The following is a 19296-nucleotide window of genomic DNA, read 5'->3' as shown; positions in this document are numbered from 1 at the left end:
ACCGATACCACCGGAGTTGGCCTGAGGGCTCATTCCTCCTCATCCCCCCCGTTGTCCTCGCTTTCCAGCGCTTCGGCGTTGCGGGCGAGGGCAACCACGCTGTCTCCCTCCGAGAGGTTCATCAGACGCACTCCCATGGTCTGGCGGCCGGACTGCTTGATCTCGCCCGCGCTGGTGCGGATCACCCCGCCTGCGGAGGTGATAGCGAACACCTCGTCCTCGGGACTCACCATTACTGCTCCGACCAGCTTGCCACGAGCACTGACAATCTTTGCAGTCAGCACACCCTGCCCGCCCCTACCTTGAACGGGATACTGATCCACCGGAGTGCGCTTCGCATACCCGCCCTCGGTCGCGATAAGCACGTCGGCGCCGTCGCTAAGGACGTTCATCGCCAGCAGCTCGTCCCCATCGAGGAACCTCATGCCGATGACACCGCTGGTCGCGCGGCCCATCGGGCGCAGGGCCTCGTCGGAGGCGGTGAAGCGGATGGACTTGGCGCCCCGGGACACCAGCAGGATGTCGTCCTCTTCCGAGACCAGCTTGGCGGCGATGACCTCGTCGTCCTCGCGGAGGTTGATCGCGATCAGGCCACCCGACCTGGGGGAGTCGTACTCGGAGAGCCGGGTCTTCTTCACCAGGCCGCTGCGGGTCGCCAGCACGAGGTAGGGCGAGACCTGGTAGTCACGAAGATCGAGGATCTCCATGACGTGCTCGTCGGGCTGCATCGCCAGGAGGTTCGCCAGGTGCTGGCCGCGCGCGTCACGGCCGGCGTCGGGGAACTCGTACGCCTTGATCCGGTAGACGCGGCCCTTGTTGGTGAAGAACAGCAGCCAGTGGTGGGTCGTCGTGACGAAGAAGTGCTCGACGATGTCGTCCTGCCGGAGCTGCGCGCCGCGCACGCCCTTGCCGCCGCGCTTCTGCGCCCGGTAATGGTCGGTCTTGGTGCGCTTGGCGTAGCCGCCACGGGTGATCGTGACGACCATGTCCTCCTCGGCGATGAGGTCCTCAATGGACATGTCGCCGTCATAGGCGATGATCTCGGTCTTGCGCTCGTCGCCGAACTTGTTGACGATGTCGCCGAGCTCGTCGGCCACGATCTGCCGCTGCCGCGGCTCGGAGGCCAGGATCGCCTGGTATTCGGCGATCTGCGTCATCAGCGCCTCGTACTCGTCGATGATCTGCTGGCGCTCCAGCGCGGCGAGCTTGCGCAGCTGCATGTCGAGGATGGCCTGCGCCTGGATGTCGTCGATCTCCAGGAGCTCGATCAGCCCGCCGACCGCCTGCGCCGCCGAGGGCGACCTGCGGATCAGCGCGATGACCTCGTCCATGCGGTCCATGGCCTTGAGCAGACCGCTCAGGATGTGGGCGCGCTCCTGGGCCTTGCGCAGGAGGTAGCGGGTCCGGCGGACCACGACCTCGATCTGGTGGGCGACGTAGTACTTGACGAACTGGTCGAGGCGGAGCGTCCTCGGCACACCGTCGACCAGCGCCAGCATGTTCGCGCCGAACGTCGTCTGGAGCTGGGTGTGCTTGTAGAGGTTGTTCAGCACGACCTTGGCGACGGCGTCACGCTTGAGGACGATCACGAGGCGCTGGCCGGTGCGCGAGGAGGTCTCGTCGCGCACGTCGGCGATGCCGGTGATCTTGCCGTCCTTCACCAACTCGGCGATGGTCAGCGCAAGGTTGTCGGGGTTGACCTGGTACGGCAGGGCCGTGACGACCAGGTTCTGCCGGCCCTTGGCGTCCTCCTCGACCTCGACGATCGCCCGCATGGTGATCGAGCCGCGCCCGGTGCGGTAGGCGTCGTCGATGCCGCGGCGGCCAACGATCAGCGCGCCGGTGGGGAAGTCGGGGCCCTTGACCCGGGCGATCAACGCTTCGAGGAGCTCCTCGTCGGTCGCCTCGGGGTGCTCCAGGCACCACTTGACGGCCTCGGCGACCTCGCGCAGGTTGTGCGGCGGGATGTTGGTGGCCATGCCGACCGCGATGCCGGCGGCGCCGTTGACCAGCAGGTTGGGGAACCTCGCCGGCAGGACGATGGGCTCCTGGGAGCGCCCGTCGTAGTTGGGCTGGAAGTCGACGGTCTCCTTGTCGATGTCACGGAGCATCTCCATGGCGATCGGCGCGAGCCGGCACTCGGTGTACCGCATGGCGGCGGCCGGGTCGTTGCCGGGCGAGCCGAAGTTGCCCTGGCCGTCGACCAGCGTGTAACGCAGCGCCCAGGGCTGCGCCAGTCGTACGACGGTGTCGTAGATCGACGCGTCGCCGTGCGGGTGGTAGGAGCCCATCACGTCGCCGACGACGCGGGAGCACTTGAAATATCCGCGGTCGGGCCGGTAGCCGCCGTCGTACATGGCGTAGAGCACACGCCGGTGTACTGGCTTCAGACCGTCACGCACGTCGGGCAGCGCCCGCGACACGATGACCGACATCGCGTAGTCCATGTAGCTGCGCTGCATCTCGGACTGGATGTCGACGGGTTCGATGCGGTCAGCGGGAGGTCCCGGCGGGATGTTCACTTCGGTCACGAGTGGTATGTCCTTTTGGAAGATGAGTCTCTACGGCTGCCGCTACACGTCCAGGAATCGGACATCCCTTGCGTTTCTGATGATGAACGATCTCCGTGCCTCGACGTCCTCACCCATGAGCACGGTGAACATCTCGTCGGCCTGGGCCGCGTCGTCGAGCGTGACCTGAAGAAGAACCCGGGTCGCCGGGTTCATCGTGGTCTCCCAGAGCTGGGAGGCGTTCATCTCGCCCAGACCCTTGAAGCGCTGGACACCGTCGTGCTGGCGCGGGTCACGCCGGCCCTGGTCGATGCCACCCTGGATGATGGCGTCCCGCTCGCGGTCGGAGTAGGCGTAACTGGCGTCCTCGCCCTTCCTGTCCCACTTGATCTTGTAGAGCGGGGGCTGGGAAAGGTACACGTGGCCCGCCTCGATCAGGGGGCGCATGAAGCGGAAGAGCAGCGTCAGCAGCAGCGTGGTGATGTGCTGGCCGTCGACGTCGGCGTCCGCCATCAGGATGAGCTTGTGGTAGCGGAGCTTCTCGATGTCGAACTCGGCGTGCACACCCGTGCCGAGAGCGGTGATCAGCGCCTGGACCTCGTTGTTCTTGAGGACCCGGTCGATGCGGGCCTTCTCGACGTTGAGGATCTTGCCGCGGATCGGGAGGATGGCCTGGAACTTGGGATCGCGGCCACCCTTGGCCGAGCCGCCGGCCGAGTCGCCCTCGACGATGTAGAGCTCACACTTCTCGGGCTCGGTCCACTGGCAGTCGGCCAGCTTGCCGGGGAGCCCTGAGCCCGCCTCCAGCAGCGACTTGCGCCGGGTGAGGTCACGGGCCTGGCGCGCGGCGATGCGGGCGCGGGAGGCCTGAAGGGACTTGCTGAGGATCTCCTTGGCCTCGCCGGGGTTCCGCTCGAACCAGTCGCGGATGTAGTCGTTGCACGCCTTCTGCACGAACGACTTGGCCTCGGTGTTGCCGAGCTTGGTCTTGGTCTGGCCCTCGAACTGCGGGTCGGCCAGCTTCACCGAGATGATGGCGGTCAGGCCCTCACGGATGTCGTCACCGGTGAGGTTGTCGTCCTTGCCCTCCTTGAGGAACTTCTGCTCCCGGGCGTAGCGGTTGACGATGGTCGTCAGCGCCGCGCGGAAGCCCTCCTCGTGGGTGCCGCCCTCGGCGGTGTTGATCGTGTTGGCGAAGGTGTAGACCGACTCGCTGTAGGAGGCGTTCCACTGCATCGCGATCTCGACGGAGATGCCGTCGCCCTCGGACTCGAAGTCGATGACCGAGCTGTGGACGGCCTCCTTCTTGGAGTTGATGTGCTTGACGAAGTCGGAAATACCGCCCTCGTAGTGATAAGTCACGATGGTGGGGTCACCGTTGACGTGATCCGGCCGCTCGTCGCGGAGGATGATCGTGAGCCCCTTGTTCAGGAAGGCCATCTCCTGGAACCGGCGCGACAGCGTCTCGAAGTTCCAGGTCGTGGTCTCGAAGATCGTGCCGTCGGCCCAGAACGTGATCGAGGTGCCGGTCTCGTCGGTCGGCTCGCCCTTGACCAGCGGACCGGTCGGCTTGCTCTCGGAGTAGGACTGCCGCCAGTAATGGCCTTCGGTCCTGATCTCGACCTCAAGGCGCGAGGACAGGGCGTTGACGACCGAGACGCCGACGCCGTGCAGGCCGCCGGAGACGGCATAGGACTTGCTGTCGAACTTGCCGCCCGCGTGCAGGACGGTGAGGACGACCTCGACGGCCGGGCGCTCCTCACCGGGGACGATGCCGACAGGGATGCCGCGGCCGTTGTCCACTACCCGGACGCCGTTGTCGGCGAGGAGGGTGACCTCGATGTGATCGGCGTGCCCCGCGAGTGCCTCGTCGACGGAGTTGTCCACAACCTCTTGGACGAGGTGGTGGAGGCCACGCTCACCCGTCGAGCCGATGTACATGCCAGGGCGCTTACGAACCGCCTCAAGTCCTTCGAGAACGGTGATTGAGCTAGCGTCGTAGGACAAGTGCGAAATCCTCCTGCCGCGGACACGCGGCAGGGAAGACCAACAATCGGCTGCCCCTGCCGTGCCCGTCACCGTCGTGAGTGCCTCGATGCGACCACCCAGGGAGATCGGCGCGCGGCCGGGGGTGACTCGCATGCGGACGTGTCCGGAATCCGATTTCATTCTACCGGTCAGAAGCGCATCAGGTGGCATTGACGGCCGCTGTGATGGCCTGTCGGGCGTTGGATGTGCTCTAGAGCATCCCCCCACGGGGAAGGGGGTCACTACCGCCAACGTGATTCTGATCGGTTTCCCCGGGGGTCTCCACCTGAGTTTCGCTGATCGGACGACCCTGTGAAGCCCGGCTCAGCCGTAGGTGTCACCCGGGCCGCGGCTGCCCGTCACCCGGAGCCCGCCCGTCGGCCTTGGCCCGTTCTGGGGGCCGCGCACCTTCACCCGGCGGACCGTGCCGTCTCCGAGCTCCTCGTTCAGGCGTCTGACCAGGGTGGATGCCAGCAGGCGCACCTGCGTGGCCCAGGCGGTGGAGTCGGCGACGACCAGGACCTCCCCGTCGGCGAAGGTCTCCGGCTTGGTGTGGGCCGCCAGATCGGGCCCGACGATCTCGTGCCAGCGCCCGAACACCCCTCCGACGGCCAGCGGCTGCTCCCACCCCCGGTCGGCGAGAAGGTCGCGGATGGCACGGCCGAAAAGCTGTGGATCGCCGACGTCGCGCCGGACGGAGGACCGGCGGCGAGGCTCACGGCGGGGGAGTTGCCCGCGCCTGGCCGCGTCGGCCTTCGCCTGGGCGAGCTTCTCGCGGGCCATGGCGGCCCCGCGCGCCGCGACCCCGTCGGGGGACTGGATTCCTGATGGCTCACCTGACACGGGTGACGCTCCCTTCCGCGACGTCGAACCGGGCACCGGCGAGCTGCGCGGGGACGTCCTCGGGCACGGCCGCGGTGATCAGGACCTGCTCGGCGGGCGCCACGATCTCGGCCAGGCTGCGGCGCCTGCGGCTGTCGAGCTCGGCGAACACGTCGTCGAGGATCAGCACAGGATCGCCGCCCTCGGCCCTGAGCAGGTCGTACGCGGCGAGACGCAGCGCCAGCGCGAACGACCAGGACTCGCCGTGGCTGGCGTAGCCGCGCGCGGGCAGGTCGCCGAGACGCAGGAGCAGGTCGTCGCGGTGGGGCCCGACGAGCGTCACACCGCGCTCCAGCTCGGCCTGCCGTACCTCGATCAGGCTCGCGCGCAGCGCCTCCTCCAGCCCCGTGCGGTCGACCACGGCGGGCCCCGGGACCGCGGACGGCGTCGGGGCCACGACCCCCCGCGAAGCCCCCGGCTCTGTGGACAACGAGTCGCGGTACTCCATGTCGGCGGGGGCCGACGAGGGGGCCAGCAGGGCGTACGCCTTGGCCACGAGCGGGCGGAGCGCCTCGACGAGCTCCAGCCGCGCGGCGAGCAGCTCGGCGCCGTGGCGAGCCAGGTGGGCGTCCCAGACCTCCAGCGTGCTGAGCGCGTCACCGGCGCCGGCCGCGGAGAACCCCGCCTCGGCCTCCTGTCGGCGGGGGCTCTGCCGCCGCCCCGGCCGCGCCTGCATGGCGGTGCGCAGCAGGGCGCCGCGCTGCTTGAGCACCCGGTCGTAGTCGGCCCGCACCCCGGCGAAGCGAGGAGCGCGGGCGACGAGCAGATCGTCGAGGAACCCGCGCCGGTCGGACGGGTCGCCCTTCACGAGCGCGAGATCCTCGGGGGCGAACAGCACGGTGCGGAGCAGTCCGAGGACGTCGCGCGGCCGGGGGACCGGCGAACGGTTGAGCCTGGCGCGGTTGGCCCGGCCCGGGTTGATCTCGATCTCGACCAGCGCGCGGCGGTCGTCGCGGACCACCACGGAACGGATGATGGCCCGCGCGGCGCCCTGCCGCACGAGCGGGGCGTCGGTGGCGACGCGGAAGCTGCCCAGGGTCGCCACATAGCCGAGGGCCTCGACGAGGTTGGTCTTGCCCTGCCCGTTGGGACCGACGAGCGCCGTCACCCCCGGCTCCAGGGCCAGCTCCACGGCGGAGTAGGACCGGAAGTCGGTCAGCGACAGATGGGCGACATGCACCCCACGAAGGTTAGTGGGCCACTACGACAACATCTGCACAACCGGCATCCGACGCCAAATCCGTGCCATGGGCAGCACCGGGCACGGGCTCAGAGGACGTCTGAGGGCGATCGTGGCGCCGAGGAGACATCCGGGGTGCCAGAGAGGGCGCCGGGACCGGTACGGGGACGTGCGGGCCCGCCGCCGGCCCTCGTACGGCGATCAGTGCCGGGACGGCCCGGCGGCCTCAGCGCTGCGCTTCCAGGGGAGGAGTGACGTCCGCGCCGGGAGCGTCGGCGCCCTTGGCGTGCTGGCCCTCGGCGGAGGAGACGGCGTGGCCGCCGAACTGGTTGCGCAGGGCCGCGACCATCTTCATCGCGGGAGAGTCCTCCTGGCGCGAGGAGAAGCGGGCGTACAGCGCGGCCGTGATGGCCGGCAGGGGCACCGCGTGGTCGACCGCGGCCTGGACGGTCCAGCGGCCCTCGCCGGAGTCCTCGGCGTAGCCCTTGAGCTCCGACAGGTCGGCGTCGTCGTCGAGCGCCCGTACGAGCAGGTCGAGCAGCCACGAGCGGATCACCGTGCCGGTGCGCCAGCTCCTGAACGCGCCCGGCACGTCGGTGACGATGTCGGTGGCCTCCAGCAGCTCCCAGCCCTCGGCGAACGACTGCATGATGCCGTACTCGATGCCGTTGTGGACCATCTTGGCGAAGTGGCCGGCGCCCACGGTGCCCGCGTGGACGAAGCCGTCCTCGCCCTCGGGCTTGAGCGCCTCGAAGATCGGCATGAGCTTCTGGACGTGCTCGGCGTCGCCGCCGACCATCAGGGCGTAGCCGTTCTGGAGACCCCAGACTCCGCCGCTGACGCCGACGTCGACGAACCCGATGCCCTTGGGCTCAAGCTCCTCGGCGTGCTTCTTGTCGTCGAGATAGTGGGAATTGCCCCCGTCGATGACGACGTCGCCCTCGGAGAGCAGCTTGCCGAGCTCCTCGATCGTCTTCCTGGTCGGCTCGCCGGCCGGGACCATGACCCAGACCACGCGGGGGGCCTGGAGCCGCTCGACCAGCTCCTGCAGGCTGCCGGCGTCGCTGGCCTTGGGATCGCGGTCGTAACCGATCACCTCATGGCCGGCGCGGCGGAGCCGCTCGGCCATGTTGCCGCCCATCTTGCCCAGCCCGACCATGCCGATCTGCATCCCAGCCACCCCTCGTGAAGGTCTCCATCATCCACGACGCAACGCACGCGCCATACCCCGCCCCGCCGGGTCCAATCAGGCGGACGACGGGGATCCTAACTCGACAGGCGGATGGGCATGATGAGGTAGCGGTAGTCGGGCGTGAGGCCGTCGTCCACAGGCTTGCCACCGGTGAGGATGGCCGGCTTGGTGGACGTGGTGAACTGCAGCCGGGCCACGTCGGAGTCGATGGCGCCGAGGCCTTCGAGCAGGAACTGGTGGTTGAAAGCGATGTTGATGTCGTCGCCTTCGAAGTCGACCGGGAGCACCTCGACGGCCTGCGCCTCGTCGCCGCTGCCGGCCTCCAGCACGACCTCGCCCCCGTGGAAGGCCAGGCGCACCGGGGTGTTGCGCTCGGCCACCAGCGCGACGCGCTTGACCGCCTCGACGAAGGCCGAGGTCGCGAGGTCGGCGTGGGCGGAGAACTCCGTGGGCAGCAGCGAGCGGTACTTGGGGAACTCGGGGTCGAGAAGGCGGGTGGTGGTGCGGCGGCCCGCGCTGGAGAACCCGATCATGCCTTCGCCGGTGCCGCCCGTGGAGCTGAGGGCGATCTCGACCTCGGCGCCCGTGGTCAGCGACTTGGCCGTGTCGGCGAGGGTCCTGCCGGGGATCATCGCGATGGACGAGAAGTCGGGCTGGTCGGGCTGCCACTTCAGCTCGCGCACGGCGAGCCGGTAGCGGTCGGTCGCGGCGAGGGTCACGGTCTCGCCCTCGATCTCCATGCGGACGCCGGTGAGCATGGGCAGCGTGTCGTCCTTGCCCGCGGCGACGGCGACCTGGGCGACGGCGGAGGAGAAGATGTCGCTGCCGACCCGGCCCGCGGCCGGGGGCATCGCCGGCAGCGAGGGGTAGTCCTCGGCGGGCATCGTCAACAGGGTGAACCTGGCGCTGCCACACGTGACGACGGCCTTGGCACCCTCGACCAGGAAGTCCACAGGCTGTGCGGGAAGGGCACGGGTGATCTCGGCGAGCAGGCGGCCGGACACGAGCACCAGGCCCGGGTCACCGGTCTGCAGCTCCAGGGTCACCTCGGCGGAGACCTCGTAGTCGAAACCTGAGAGCTTGAGCTGCTGCTGGTCGGTGACCTCCAGCCGCATGCCGGCGAGCACCGGCACGGACGGCCGCGCGGGCAGGCTGCGTGCGGTCCACGCGACCGCCTCTGCGAGCACGTCTCGGTCGACACGGAACATCACGTGGATCCGCCTCCTGTTGGTTCGTCTGTGTCTTGATCGCGGTCTTCATCCCGGCTCGACTGCTCCGCGCCGTTGATTCAAGTGTTCACCCTCCCGCACGGGAGGACCGCCAGAACCCTTCTATGGGTCTTGAGTTCTTAATAGAGAGAGATACAGGTCATCTCATTAGGGGGGGTGGATACTGTGGAAGTCTAATATCTTCGCAGCTCAGCGGCGGTTTTTTGTCCACCGGCCCTGTGGGTGGGCGGTGCATTTCCGCGCGCGGCCTGGGGACAACCGAGCGTTGCGCACAGGCCGTCCCCAGTTTGGGGGGTCTTCATCCACCGGTCATCCACGAGGTTTCCACCGGTTATCCACGGGGTAAGAGCAGTGCTCCGGGTCGCCGTCCGACCCTACCCACAGGGCGTCCCCAGGTCGTCCACCGGTAGTCCCCAGGTCTTCCCCAAGTTGTCCCCAGAGTTGTCCCCAGGCCGCGGACCGGCGCGAACCGGCCGTACGCTTGCTTGGTTGCGCTTCTTGGGCGGTATTCGTGGTATTCACCGGCACTGTGCCCTGATCCACAGAGATATCCACAGGCTGTGGATCATCAGGCGTTGCGTGAGTTCTGCTTGATGCGGTTCGTCAGCTCTGTGACCTGGTTGTACATCGACCTGCGCTCGGCCATCAGCGAGCGGATCTTGCGTTCGGCGTGCATGACCGTCGTGTGGTCACGTCCGCCGAACTGCTGGCCGATCTTGGGGAGTGACAGGTCGGTGAGCTCGCGGGCGAGGTACATGGCGATCTGACGGGCCGTCACCAGCACGCGCGAGCGGGAGCTCCCGCAGAGGTCGTCGATCGAGAGCCCGAAGTAGGCCGCGGTCTGCGCCATGATCGTGGCGATCGTGATCTCGGTGCTGGAGTCCTCGGTGATGAGGTCCTTCAGCACGACCTCGGCGAGTTGCAGATCGACCGACTGACGGTTGAGGCTCGCGAAGGCCGTGACGCGGATGAGCGCGCCCTCCAGCTCGCGGATGTTCGTGGAGATCTTGCTCGCGATGTATTCGAGCACGTCACCGGGGGCCGCGAGGCCTTCCTGGATCGCCTTCTTGCGGAGGATCGCGATGCGCGTCTCCAGCTCGGGCGGCTGGACGTCGGTGATCAGACCCCACTCGAAGCGGTTGCGGAGCCGGTCTTCCAGGGTCACCAGCTGCTTGGGAGCCCGGTCGCTGGAGATGACGATCTGCTTGTTGGCGTTGTGCAGCGTGTTGAAGGTGTGGAAGAACTCCTCCTGCGTCTGCTCCTTGCCCTCCAGGAACTGGATGTCGTCCACAAGCAGGATGTCGACCGCGCGGTATCTGGCCCTGAACCCGTCGGCCTTGTGGTCGCGGATCGAGTTGATGAAGTCGTTGGTGAACTCCTCGGAGCTGACGTACCGCACCCGGGCCCCGTCGTAGAGCCGCTGCGCGTAGTGGCCGATCGCGTGGAGCAGGTGGGTCTTGCCCAGCCCCGAGTCTCCGTAGATGAACAGCGGGTTGTACGCCTTGGCCGGCGCCTCGGCGACCGCGACGGCGGCCGCGTGCGCGAAGCGGTTCGACGCGCCGATGACGAAGGTCTCGAAGGTGTACTTGGGGTTCAGCCTGGCGGGCTCGCTGGGCTTGCCGCCACGGCTGTCCCACCGGTTCTGCACAGGGCGGTCGTAGGTCTCGGGCTCCTGCCGGGGGCGCGGCGCCTGGCTCTCCGGCCTGCCGGAATACGGGGGTTGCGCCCCATATCCCCCGGTCTGCTGAGGGTACTGCTGCGACGCGTCGCCCCGGGGGTAGGCCTGAGGGGACTCGCCACGGGGGTACGGCGGCTGGGCCTCGCCGCGCGGGAACGGCGGGGGCGTCTCACCGCGAGGGTACGGCTGCTGGGCGTCGCCACGGGGAAAGGGCTGCGCGGCGTCGCCGCGCTGAAAGGACTGCGACCCGTCGCCGCGGGGGTACGGCTGGGACGGCGGGGCTTCCTGCTGGGGGGCCGGGGGCTGCTCCTGGCCGGCCTGGCCCTGAGTCTGGTAGCCGTCCTGGGGATACGGCTGGGAGGGCACCCCGGGGTTGCCCTGATAGGGCTCCTCGGAGTTGCCCCCATAGGAATAGGAGAAGGGCTGCCCCTGTGGCCGGCCCTGTGGATAGTCGGTGGACGCGCCCTGGTCGGGAAAGGGCTGCTGGCCCATGAGGCCCTGCCTGCCAGGCTGTCCGTACCCGGGCTGCGGTTGTCCACCATGGGGATAACCGGTCGGGGATGCCTGTGGATATCCGTCGGCCCTCGGCTCAGGGTCCTCACCCGCGCCGGTCATCGGGTCGACCATGACGGCCACGCGCATCGGCCGGCCGAACTCCTGCGAGAGCGCCTGCGCGATCAGGGGACGGAGCTTGGTCTCAAGGACGTCCTTGGCGAAGTCGTTCGGCGCCGCGAGGATGATCGTGTCGTTGGCCAGCCCGAAAGGCCGGGTCATGTTGAGCCAGGCGCGCTGCTGAGGCGGGACGCTTCCTTCGGCGAAGCTCTCCAGCGCCCGGGCCCACAACGGACCGAGGTCGACGCCATCCATTGGTCGGCCCCTCCTCCCTTACGCGGCCCCCGCACGCTCGCCGCGATTCGTTATCCACATGAACGCCTGCCGGAGCAAGCTCCGTCGGCGCCGGGCCTCGCGGCTGTCCCCACAGCGTTGTCCGCAGGCTCCTTTCGGCGGTCCACACCGGGTCCACACGCTGTCCACATACGGTCCACACAGTGTCCACAACACTCAGACGTGCGTACAAGCACATCGATGACATGGAGGGGAAAGGTCTGGAGGGCCGACAGTAGCGTTGTGCACATCCCTGTTCAAGACGTTGTCCACAGCCTAGTGGCAGGTTGGGGGCGGCATGGTGCACATACTGTGGACGACGCGGCGGCGGTGGATACAGGGGCTGTGGAATAGTGGATAACCTTGGGCGAGACATGCTGCTCGGCCGTTCTGGTTTGACCTTTGGCCTGTTCGCCCCGTAACGTACGACGGTCGGCTTGTCGCGCGACGGCACTTTGGCGTGCCCACGCATTCGATAGGCCTTGCCCTGTGTGTCAATCGCTCGCACCGTGTGCGGGTGAACTCAAGCCTGGAGCCCACTCGTGAGCAAGCGTACTTTCCAGCCGAACAACCGTCGCCGCGCGAAGACCCACGGCTTCCGGCTGCGCATGCGCACGCGGGCCGGCCGTGCCATCCTCGCCGCCCGCCGTCGCAAGGGCCGCGCGGAGCTCTCCGCCTGACAGCGCGGAGAGCCCGGTGCGTGGTTTCCTCGCCCGTCGGAACTGACCGGCGGGCGATAGCCGTACCCGGGCCCGTGTCCGTCCGAAAGCAGGTCCATTCGTGCTGCCGTCCGCTTCCCGTATGCGCCGTGGCGAGGAGTTCGCGAGCGCCATCCGGGGAGGAAAGCGCGCTGGACGCCCCACCTTGGTCGCCCACCTGAGCACCCGGGGAAACCCGCAGGATCCGCCCTTGGTGGGTTTCGTGGTCAGCAAGGCCGTCGGCGGCGCGGTCGTCAGGAACCGCGTCAAGCGCCGGCTGAGGCACCTGATGCGCCACCGCCTGCACTCCCTACCGCGAGGTAGCCTGCTTGTTGTACGCGCCAATCCACAGGCGGCGTCCGCGCGAAGCGAGCACCTCGCCGCCGAGCTCGACGTCGCGCTGGATCGTTTGATCGGGCGACGGGTGCCTGGGCGACGATCCGATCGTCCGGCCGCGACGGATGGACAGGCATGAGCAGCGGTGACCCGGAGGCGAGAGAGCGGGACGCGGGCGGAGCGAGCCTCCCTCTGCCGAGTGCGACCGTGAGCACGCAGTCTCCGGAGATCTCTCCGGCGGCCCGGGTCCTCATGCTCCCGATCCGGTTCTATCGAGCCTTCATAAGCCCCCTCCTTGGGCCGCGATGCCGCTTCGAACCATCCTGCAGCGCCTACGGCCTCGAAGCGATCGCCGTCCACGGCGCGTTGCGGGGGCTGTGGCTGACCTCCAGGCGAATCGGGCGTTGCCACCCCTTCCACCCGGGAGGTTACGACCCGGTGCCTCCGCGCCCGGTCCGGTCCCACGACGAAACGCAAGGGAGCTAGCTCGGTGGAGCTGTCATTCCTGGAGCCGCTGTATACAGCGGTCGCTACGGTGATCGCCTGGATTCACGCGGCTTACAGCGTCATCATTCCCCCAGACAACGGGCTCAACTGGGCCCTCACCATCATCACGCTGACCGTGCTGATGCGTCTGCTGATCTTCCCGCTCTTCCTCAAGCAGATGCGCTCGTCGAAGAAGATGCAGGAGCTCGCCCCCAAGGTGCAGGAGCTTCGCAAGCGGTACAAGAACGACAAGCAGCGCATGAACCAGGAGGTCATGAAGGTCTACCAGGAGGGGGGAGCCAACCCCCTCGGTGGCTGCCTCCCCGTGGTGGCGCAGTTCCCGATCTTCATCTCCGTGTTCACCGTGCTGAGGGCGATCGCCGAGGACAAGGCCGCCCACGGCATGACCCAGCAGCTCGTGGACAGCGCTCGTGCCGGGCACATCTTCGGGGCGCCGATCCCGGCGACGTTCTTCACCAGCTCCGCCGAGATCCACGCCTTCGGCGCCGACCCCATCCTCACGAAGATCGTCCTTGGCATCTTCGTGGCGATCAGCTCGACCACGACCTTCCTCACGGTGCGCCAGAGCGTCACCCGGTCGATGGCGCAGATGCCGGACAACCCCATGGCGCAGCAGCAGAAGATCCTGATGTACATCTCGCCGCTGTTCGCGATCTTCAGCTTGAACTTCGCGCTCGGGCTTATCCTTTACTGGGTCACCACCAACCTGTGGACCCTCGGTCAGCAACACTGGTTCTACAGCCGGCATCCGATGCCGGTCGTCGACGCCAAGGGCAACGTGGTGGAGCCTGAGCCCAAGCCAGGGCTGCTGAGCAAGATCCTGCCGAGCAAGGCCGCCAAGGAGCCCGAAGACGCTCCGCAGCCGGAGCCCGAGCAGAAGGTCATCCGCCAGCAGCCCACCCGGCAGCCGCGCAGCAAGCGCACAGGTACTAAGAAGCCGTAGCCGGTTGTCTTGAAGGAGAGTCCGGACGTGACCGAAGTCAACGAGGAGCAGGCCCCCCAGGCCGCCGCGCCCGACATCGCCGCCCTCGAACAGGAAGGTGAGATCGCGGCCGACTACCTCGAAGGGCTGCTGGACATCGCCGACCTCGACGGCGACATCGACATGGACGTCGAAGGCGACCGCGCCCTCGTGTCCGTCGTCGACATCAAGGGAAGCGACCTCGTCGGTGCCAACGGTGAGGTGCTGGAGGCGCTGCAGGAGCTCACGCGTCTCGCCGTGCACCGCCGTACGGGCGAGCGGTCGCGCCTGATGCTGGATGTCGCGGGCTACCGCCAGGGGCGCCGCGTGGAGCTGAGCAAGCTCGGCGCCAAGGCCGCCGAGGACGTCAAGCGCTCAGGAGAGGCGAAGTCCCTCCAGCCGATGACGCCCTTCGAGCGCAAGATCGTGCACGACGCCGTCGCGGCGGCGGGGCTGAGGAGCGAGTCCGAGGGCGAGGAGCCCGAGCGTTTCGTCGTCGTCCTGCCCGCGTAGCGCCGCCGCCCGTCCGCCGCAGGGGGTTTCCGGCAGGGTGGGGTGAGACCCTTCCCGCTCGGGGCCGGAGCGATCGCCAGACGTGCGCATTCAGGCCGCCGATCCATCGGATCGGCGGCCCTTCGGCTTTCCAGGCTCTCCTGGTCGAGGCGAGGCCGGGCTTCCGATGCGTCTCCTCCGTTCTAACGGTCCCGTCGTGTCGGTCGGCGGTGGCCTTCTCCCGGTTTCCGGAATCTCGTACTCTTCTTGAGCCGCCCATTGCCTTCGCCATTCCCTGCGTGCCGCAGGGCGTTCCTGCGTGCTCGTCCAGGTGCGGGGGCTCGCGGCCCGCGGTCCAGAGACCCGGTAGCGACAGGACATACGGCTCCAGGTCGTACGACCGACGCGTCGCAGGCGGGGAGGAGTGCCAGGACGGCTACCCTTACGCGGAGATGTTGTGACCGTTCTAGTTGAGTGAGTGATGGCGGAAAGCGACGAACTGCCCGACGCGCCCGCTGTGGCGCGCGAGGTTTTCACCGGTGAGGCCTGGCCCCGGGCCCAGGCGTTCGCGGAAATGCTGGCCGGCCCCGGCGTGGTGCGGGGGCTTCTCGGGCCGAGGGAGATCCCTCGAATCTGGGACCGGCACCTGCTGAACTGCGCGGTGGTGGCGGAAGCGGTGCCCGAGGGTGCCCACCTCGTCGACATCGGCTCCGGCGCGGGGCTTCCGGGCATCGTCCTGGCGATCGTACGGCCCGACGTGCGGGTGACCCTCCTGGAGCCCCTTCTCCGCAGGACGACGTTCCTCAGGGAGTGCGTGGACGAGCTGAAGTTGACCAACGTGGAGGTGGTGCGCGGGCGCGCCGAGGAACTGGCGGGGAAGCAGGTCTTCGACGTCGCTTCGGCTCGCGCCGTGGCGCCGCTCGACCGTCTTCTGTCGTGGTCGATGCCACTTCTCAGGGAGGGCGGCCAGCTTCTGGCGATGAAGGGAGAGCGTGCGGCCGAGGAACTGGACGCCGCCGCGCGGCAATTGCGGTCCTATGGTGCTGCGACCGCCGAGCTTGTCACGGTCGGGCGCGGTAAGGTCGATCCGCCCGCGACTCTCGTCCGGGTGGTCGCCGGACACTCGCCAGCTCGAATTGCGCAGGGTACGCGGCGCCGACGGAAGAGGTGACGGTTATGCCGGATGCGGCAGGCGGCCTTGGCTGGCCGGTCGGTCATGTCTCCTCTTCTGGCGGCAGGCCTTCGGGTCTCGGCTGGCCTTCCTCCCCTGCTGCTGCCACGCCGGTTGAAAGGACGACGACCGTGTCACAGCCCCCCCTTAACCCCGGCGATTCGCCGCTGGTCCGAGAGGCGCTCAGCTCAGTGGTTTCACGTGAAACAGCTCCATCCGCTCCCGTGGCCGCCGCTTCCATCGGCTATTCCTCACCCATGCAGGAGGGCGACTGGCCCCGCCCTCCCAAACAGCGCGTCATCACCATCGCCAACCAGAAGGGCGGCGTCGGCAAGACCACGACGGCCGTGAACCTGGCGGCCGGGCTGTCGATGCACGGCCAGCGAGTGCTCGTCGTCGACCTGGACCCGCAGGGCAACGCGTCGACCGCCCTGTCGGTGGAGCACCGGGGCGACATCCCCTCGGTCTACCACGTGCTGGTCGATGACCTCGCCCTCGGGGAGATCGTCAGCCCGGTCCCCGACATGCCGAACCTCTACTGCGCGCCGGCGACCATCGGCCTGGCCGGCGCCGAGATCGAGCTGGTGTCGCTGGTCGCCAGGGAGGCCCGGCTCAAGCGGGCCCTGGAGGCGTTCGACACGATCGAGCTCGACTACATCATCATCGACTGCCCGCCCTCGCTCGGACTGCTGACCGTGAACGCCATGGTCGCGGCGGAGGAGGTGCTCATCCCGATCCAGTGCGAGTACTACGCGCTGGAGGGGGTCAGCCAGCTCCTTCAGAACGTGGAGCTCGTCCGCGTCCACCTGAACCAGGCGCTCCGGGTCTCCACGATCCTGCTCACGATGTACGACGGCCGTACGCGACTGGCCTCGCAGGTGGCCGAGGAGGTCCGTACGCACTTCGGTGACACGGTGCTCAAAACGGTGATCCCGCGCAGCGTCCGCGTGTCCGAGGCGCCCAGCTACGGTCAGTCCGTGCTGACCTACGACGCGGGCTCCAGCGGTGCCATGGCCTACATGGATGCGGCGAGGGAGATCGCCTTCCGCGCCGCGGCGATGGCGGGAAGCTGACCCCGCCCGGCAGCGGTACTCTCCTGGGAGTGTCCCGCGCCGGGTTCGATCGAACGTCAGGATCAATTAGGACGCGGCGGGCAGAGACGGCGCCGATGGTGGCCGTCTCCCTGCGAGCGGGTTGTCGGCGAGGAGGATTCGTGGCCCAGCAGAGGCGTGGTGGACTGGGGAAGGGACTCGGAGCCCTGATCCCCACCGGGCCGGTCGTCGAGGTTCCGGGTGCGACGGGAGCGGCTCCGGAGACCTCGCCTGCATCGGATGACGGGCTGAGGCCGGTCGCGGGTGCCTACTTCATGGAGATCCCTCTCGAAGCGATCACCCGCAACCCCCGGCAGCCTCGGGAGATCTTCGACGAGGACGCCCTGCGTGAGCTGGCTGACTCGATCCGGGAGGTGGGGCTGCTCCAGCCCATCGTGGTGCGCTCGGTGGGCGGGGGACGCTACGAGCTCATCATGGGGGAGCGGCGCTGGCGCGCCTCCCAGCTCCTCGACCTCAAGGAGATTCCGGCGATCGTCCGGAGCACCCAGGACGACGCGCTGCTGCGCGACGCGCTCATCGAGAACCTCCAGCGGGAACAGCTGAACGCGCTGGAGGAGGCCGCGGCCTACCGGCAGCTCCTGGACGACTTCGGCGCGACCCACGAGCAGCTCGCCCAGCGCGTCGGGCGTTCCCGCTCGCACATCAGCAACACGCTGCGCCTCCTCAATCTCCCCGCCAACGTCCAGCTCAAGGTCGCGGCCGGCACGATCAGCGCGGGCCACGCCAGGGCGCTGCTCGGTCTCAGCGACCCTGCCGCACAGGAGCGGCTCGCCGCCCGTATCTACGCCGAGGGCCTCTCCGTGCGCACCGTGGAGGAGATCGTGTCGATGGGGGAGGCGACCGCGGCCCCCGCTCCCAAGACGCGTCGTGCCAAGGACGCGCCCGAGCCCGCACTCGTGCACCTCGCCACCCGGCTTTCCGATCACTTCGAGACCCGGGTGAAGGTCGACCTCGGCCGGCACAAGGGCCGCATCGTCGTCGAGTTCGCCACCATGGACGACCTTGAGCGCATCATCGGCGCTATGGCCCCCGGCGCGGCCAACTCCATCCGCGCCCTGGACGACTGAGTCCGCGGAGATCTGAAGGCAGGAGTCCTGCGGGTTCACCGGCCAGGCCGGGTTCAACCCGCGGGATCCAGCGGGAGGAAACGGCCTGACCCTTCTCTGCGCCGAAGCATCCGGACGGGGCGCTAGAGGCGACCAGAGAGCACATCCTGAGTGTGGTGGCTTCTCGCTGTTTCACGTGAAACGGCGAGAAGCCACCAACCAGAGGCAATGGACTCCGTCCCAGGCCGGGAGCCCCGGGTATGGACTCTTTACTTCTTCAGGGCCTGACGGATGTCGGCGACGAAGGTGTCCACGTCCTCGGGGGAGGTGTCGAAGGCGGTCATCCACCGCACGACGCCGCTGGGCGCGTCCCACACGTGGAAGAGGTAGCGGGACTGCAACTCGGCGATCGCCCCGGCGGGAAGCGCGGCGAAGACGGCATTCGACTCGACCGGCCATCGGAGGCTCAGCCCGGGGAGATCGGCTACACCGTCCGCCAGCCTGCGCGCCATCGCGTTCGCTTGGGCGGCGTTGCGCCGCCACAGCTCTCCGGTCAGCAGGGCCGACAGCTGCACGGAGATGAAGCGCATCTTCGAGGCGAGCTGGAGCGTCTGCCGCCGGAGATAGGGGCCGGCCTCGGCGAGTTCGGGGCGGAGTACGACGACCACCTCCCCGACCAGGGCGCCGTTCTTGGTGGCGCCGAAACTGAGCACGTCGACTCCGGCATCGGTCGTCAGTTCCCGCAGAGAGCACCCGAGGAAGGCGGCGGCGTTGGCCAGGCGGGCACCGTCCATGTGGAGGAGCATGTCGTTGGCGTGGGCCGTGTCCGCCAGTGCGGCGATCTCGTCCGGTGTGTAGCAGGTGCCGAGCTCTGTGACCTCCGAGATGGAGACCACCCTAGGCTGGACCTCGCTGATGTTGCCCCGGCCGCCGAGCCGCGCGGTCACGTCCCCCGGCGTCAGCTTGCCGTCGGGGGTAGGAACTGTCACGAGCTTGACCCCGAGGACCCGCTCGCTGGCCCCCGTCTCGTGGGTGGCGATGTGCGCCGTGTCGGGACAGATGATGGCCTCGTAGCGGCGTCCCAGCATCATGCTCAACGACACCATGTTGGCGCCCGTGCCGTTGAGGGCCGCGAGGCCGGTGGCGCCGTCGCCGAACTCGGCGCGGATCTGGTCGGCGAGGATGCTCGTCCACCGGTCGTCGCCGTAGGCGGGGGCGTCCCCTGTATTGGCGGCGTTGACGGCGTCGAGTACGGCCGGGTGCGCTCCGGCGTGGTTGTCGCTGGCGAAGCTCTTGGCGTAAAGCGGTTCGATCACGGGGCCAGGCTACGCCGCGCCCGTACAGGCACGCGCGGGACATGGCACCCAAGGGCCGACGGTCCTCGGTCCG

Annotated in this window: 16 protein-coding genes; 8 read left to right on the top strand and 8 right to left on the bottom strand. The window is 68.4% G+C overall.

The window, feature by feature from the left end; translation table 11 throughout:
• Nucleotides 1-29: 29 nt before the first annotated feature.
• The 7 genes from gyrA to dnaA form a co-directional block, all read right to left on the bottom strand.
• Nucleotides 30-2531 (bottom strand): DNA gyrase subunit A, encoded by a 2502-nt coding sequence (gyrA, locus tag ACGFIV_RS12025; protein ID WP_358551185.1) that lies wholly within the window; start codon nt 2529-2531, stop codon nt 30-32.
• Between the two features lie 42 nt (nt 2532-2573).
• Nucleotides 2574-4517: a DNA topoisomerase (ATP-hydrolyzing) subunit B gene (gene gyrB, locus ACGFIV_RS12020; RefSeq protein WP_358551187.1), complete on the bottom strand. Its 1944-nt coding sequence runs from the start codon at nt 4515-4517 to the stop codon at nt 2574-2576.
• Nucleotides 4518-4862: 345 nt separating this feature from the next.
• The gene (locus ACGFIV_RS12015; protein ID WP_392834276.1) at nt 4863-5381 is read right to left on the bottom strand and encodes a DUF721 domain-containing protein; all 519 of its coding nucleotides are present in this window, start codon (nt 5379-5381) and stop codon (nt 4863-4865) included.
• A complete protein-coding gene (gene recF, locus ACGFIV_RS12010) occupies nt 5371-6600 on the bottom strand; it encodes a DNA replication/repair protein RecF (RefSeq protein WP_358551191.1) in 1230 nt (409 codons plus the stop codon). Before recF ends, ACGFIV_RS12015 begins: the two co-directional genes overlap by 11 nt.
• Nucleotides 6601-6826: 226 nt before the next feature.
• Nucleotides 6827-7780, bottom strand: coding sequence for a phosphogluconate dehydrogenase (NAD(+)-dependent, decarboxylating) (gnd, locus tag ACGFIV_RS12005; protein ID WP_358551193.1), 954 nt, complete (start codon nt 7778-7780; stop codon nt 6827-6829).
• A gap of 86 nt (nt 7781-7866) precedes the next feature.
• The gene (gene dnaN, locus ACGFIV_RS12000) at nt 7867-9003 is read right to left on the bottom strand and encodes a DNA polymerase III subunit beta (protein ID WP_358551195.1); all 1137 of its coding nucleotides are present in this window, start codon (nt 9001-9003) and stop codon (nt 7867-7869) included.
• A gap of 586 nt (nt 9004-9589) precedes the next feature.
• Nucleotides 9590-11566 carry a chromosomal replication initiator protein DnaA gene (gene dnaA, locus ACGFIV_RS11995; RefSeq protein ID WP_358551197.1) on the bottom strand — a complete coding sequence of 659 codons (1977 nt, stop codon included), beginning with the start codon at nt 11564-11566 and terminating at the stop codon, nt 9590-9592.
• Nucleotides 11567-12126: 560 nt separating this feature from the next.
• Here dnaA and rpmH point away from each other — a divergent pair.
• The 8 genes from rpmH to ACGFIV_RS11955 all read left to right on the top strand — a co-directional run bounded on the left by rpmH (nt 12127) and on the right by ACGFIV_RS11955 (nt 17928).
• A complete protein-coding gene (gene rpmH, locus ACGFIV_RS11990; RefSeq protein ID WP_010849920.1) occupies nt 12127-12264 on the top strand; it encodes a 50S ribosomal protein L34 in 138 nt (45 codons plus the stop codon).
• 100 nt (nt 12265-12364) lie between these two features.
• Nucleotides 12365-12757, top strand: coding sequence for a ribonuclease P protein component (gene rnpA, locus ACGFIV_RS11985; protein WP_358551199.1), 393 nt, complete (start codon nt 12365-12367; stop codon nt 12755-12757).
• 113 nt (nt 12758-12870) lie between these two features.
• Entirely contained in the window at nt 12871-13104 is a 234-nt protein-coding gene (yidD, locus tag ACGFIV_RS11980; protein WP_358551242.1) for a membrane protein insertion efficiency factor YidD, read from the top strand.
• A gap of 4 nt (nt 13105-13108) precedes the next feature.
• On the top strand, nt 13109-14068 hold the full coding sequence (yidC, locus tag ACGFIV_RS11975; RefSeq protein ID WP_358551201.1) for a membrane protein insertase YidC: 960 nt from the start codon (nt 13109-13111) through the stop codon (nt 14066-14068).
• 27 nt (nt 14069-14095) lie between these two features.
• A complete protein-coding gene (locus ACGFIV_RS11970; RefSeq protein WP_358551203.1) occupies nt 14096-14599 on the top strand; it encodes a R3H domain-containing nucleic acid-binding protein in 504 nt (167 codons plus the stop codon).
• A 460-nt stretch (nt 14600-15059) separates the two neighbouring features.
• Nucleotides 15060-15749, top strand: a complete 690-nt coding sequence (rsmG, locus tag ACGFIV_RS11965; RefSeq protein WP_358551205.1) for a 16S rRNA (guanine(527)-N(7))-methyltransferase RsmG — start codon at nt 15060-15062, stop codon at nt 15747-15749.
• A gap of 257 nt (nt 15750-16006) precedes the next feature.
• Nucleotides 16007-16822, top strand: coding sequence for a ParA family protein (locus tag ACGFIV_RS11960; protein ID WP_358551244.1), 816 nt, complete (start codon nt 16007-16009; stop codon nt 16820-16822).
• A 140-nt stretch (nt 16823-16962) separates the two neighbouring features.
• Nucleotides 16963-17928 (top strand): ParB/RepB/Spo0J family partition protein, encoded by a 966-nt coding sequence (locus ACGFIV_RS11955; protein WP_358551207.1) that lies wholly within the window; start codon nt 16963-16965, stop codon nt 17926-17928.
• 248 nt (nt 17929-18176) lie between these two features.
• Here the strand turns inward: ACGFIV_RS11955 and ACGFIV_RS11950 are convergent, their stop codons facing one another.
• Nucleotides 18177-19223, bottom strand: coding sequence for a beta-eliminating lyase-related protein (locus ACGFIV_RS11950; RefSeq protein ID WP_358551209.1), 1047 nt, complete (start codon nt 19221-19223; stop codon nt 18177-18179).
• Nucleotides 19224-19296 lie beyond the last annotated feature (73 nt).

This window comes from Sphaerisporangium sp. NPDC049003, from assembly GCF_043197795.1.
Taxonomy (GTDB): domain Bacteria; phylum Actinomycetota; class Actinomycetes; order Streptosporangiales; family Streptosporangiaceae; genus Sphaerisporangium.
This window is presented reverse-complemented; position numbering and strand designations above follow the sequence as displayed.

What these genes read in the sequence shown, in the direction of transcription:
- dnaA (WP_358551197.1), bottom strand. Translation starts at nt 11,566, where the DNA reads ATGGATGGCGTCGACCTCGGTCCGTTGTGGGCCCGGGCGCTGGAGAGC.
- yidD (WP_358551242.1), top strand. Translation starts at nt 12,871, where the DNA reads ATGCTCCCGATCCGGTTCTATCGAGCCTTCATAAGCCCCCTCCTTGGG.
- rsmG (WP_358551205.1), top strand. Translation starts at nt 15,060, where the DNA reads ATGGCGGAAAGCGACGAACTGCCCGACGCGCCCGCTGTGGCGCGCGAG.
- ACGFIV_RS11960 (WP_358551244.1), top strand. Translation starts at nt 16,007, where the DNA reads ATGCAGGAGGGCGACTGGCCCCGCCCTCCCAAACAGCGCGTCATCACC.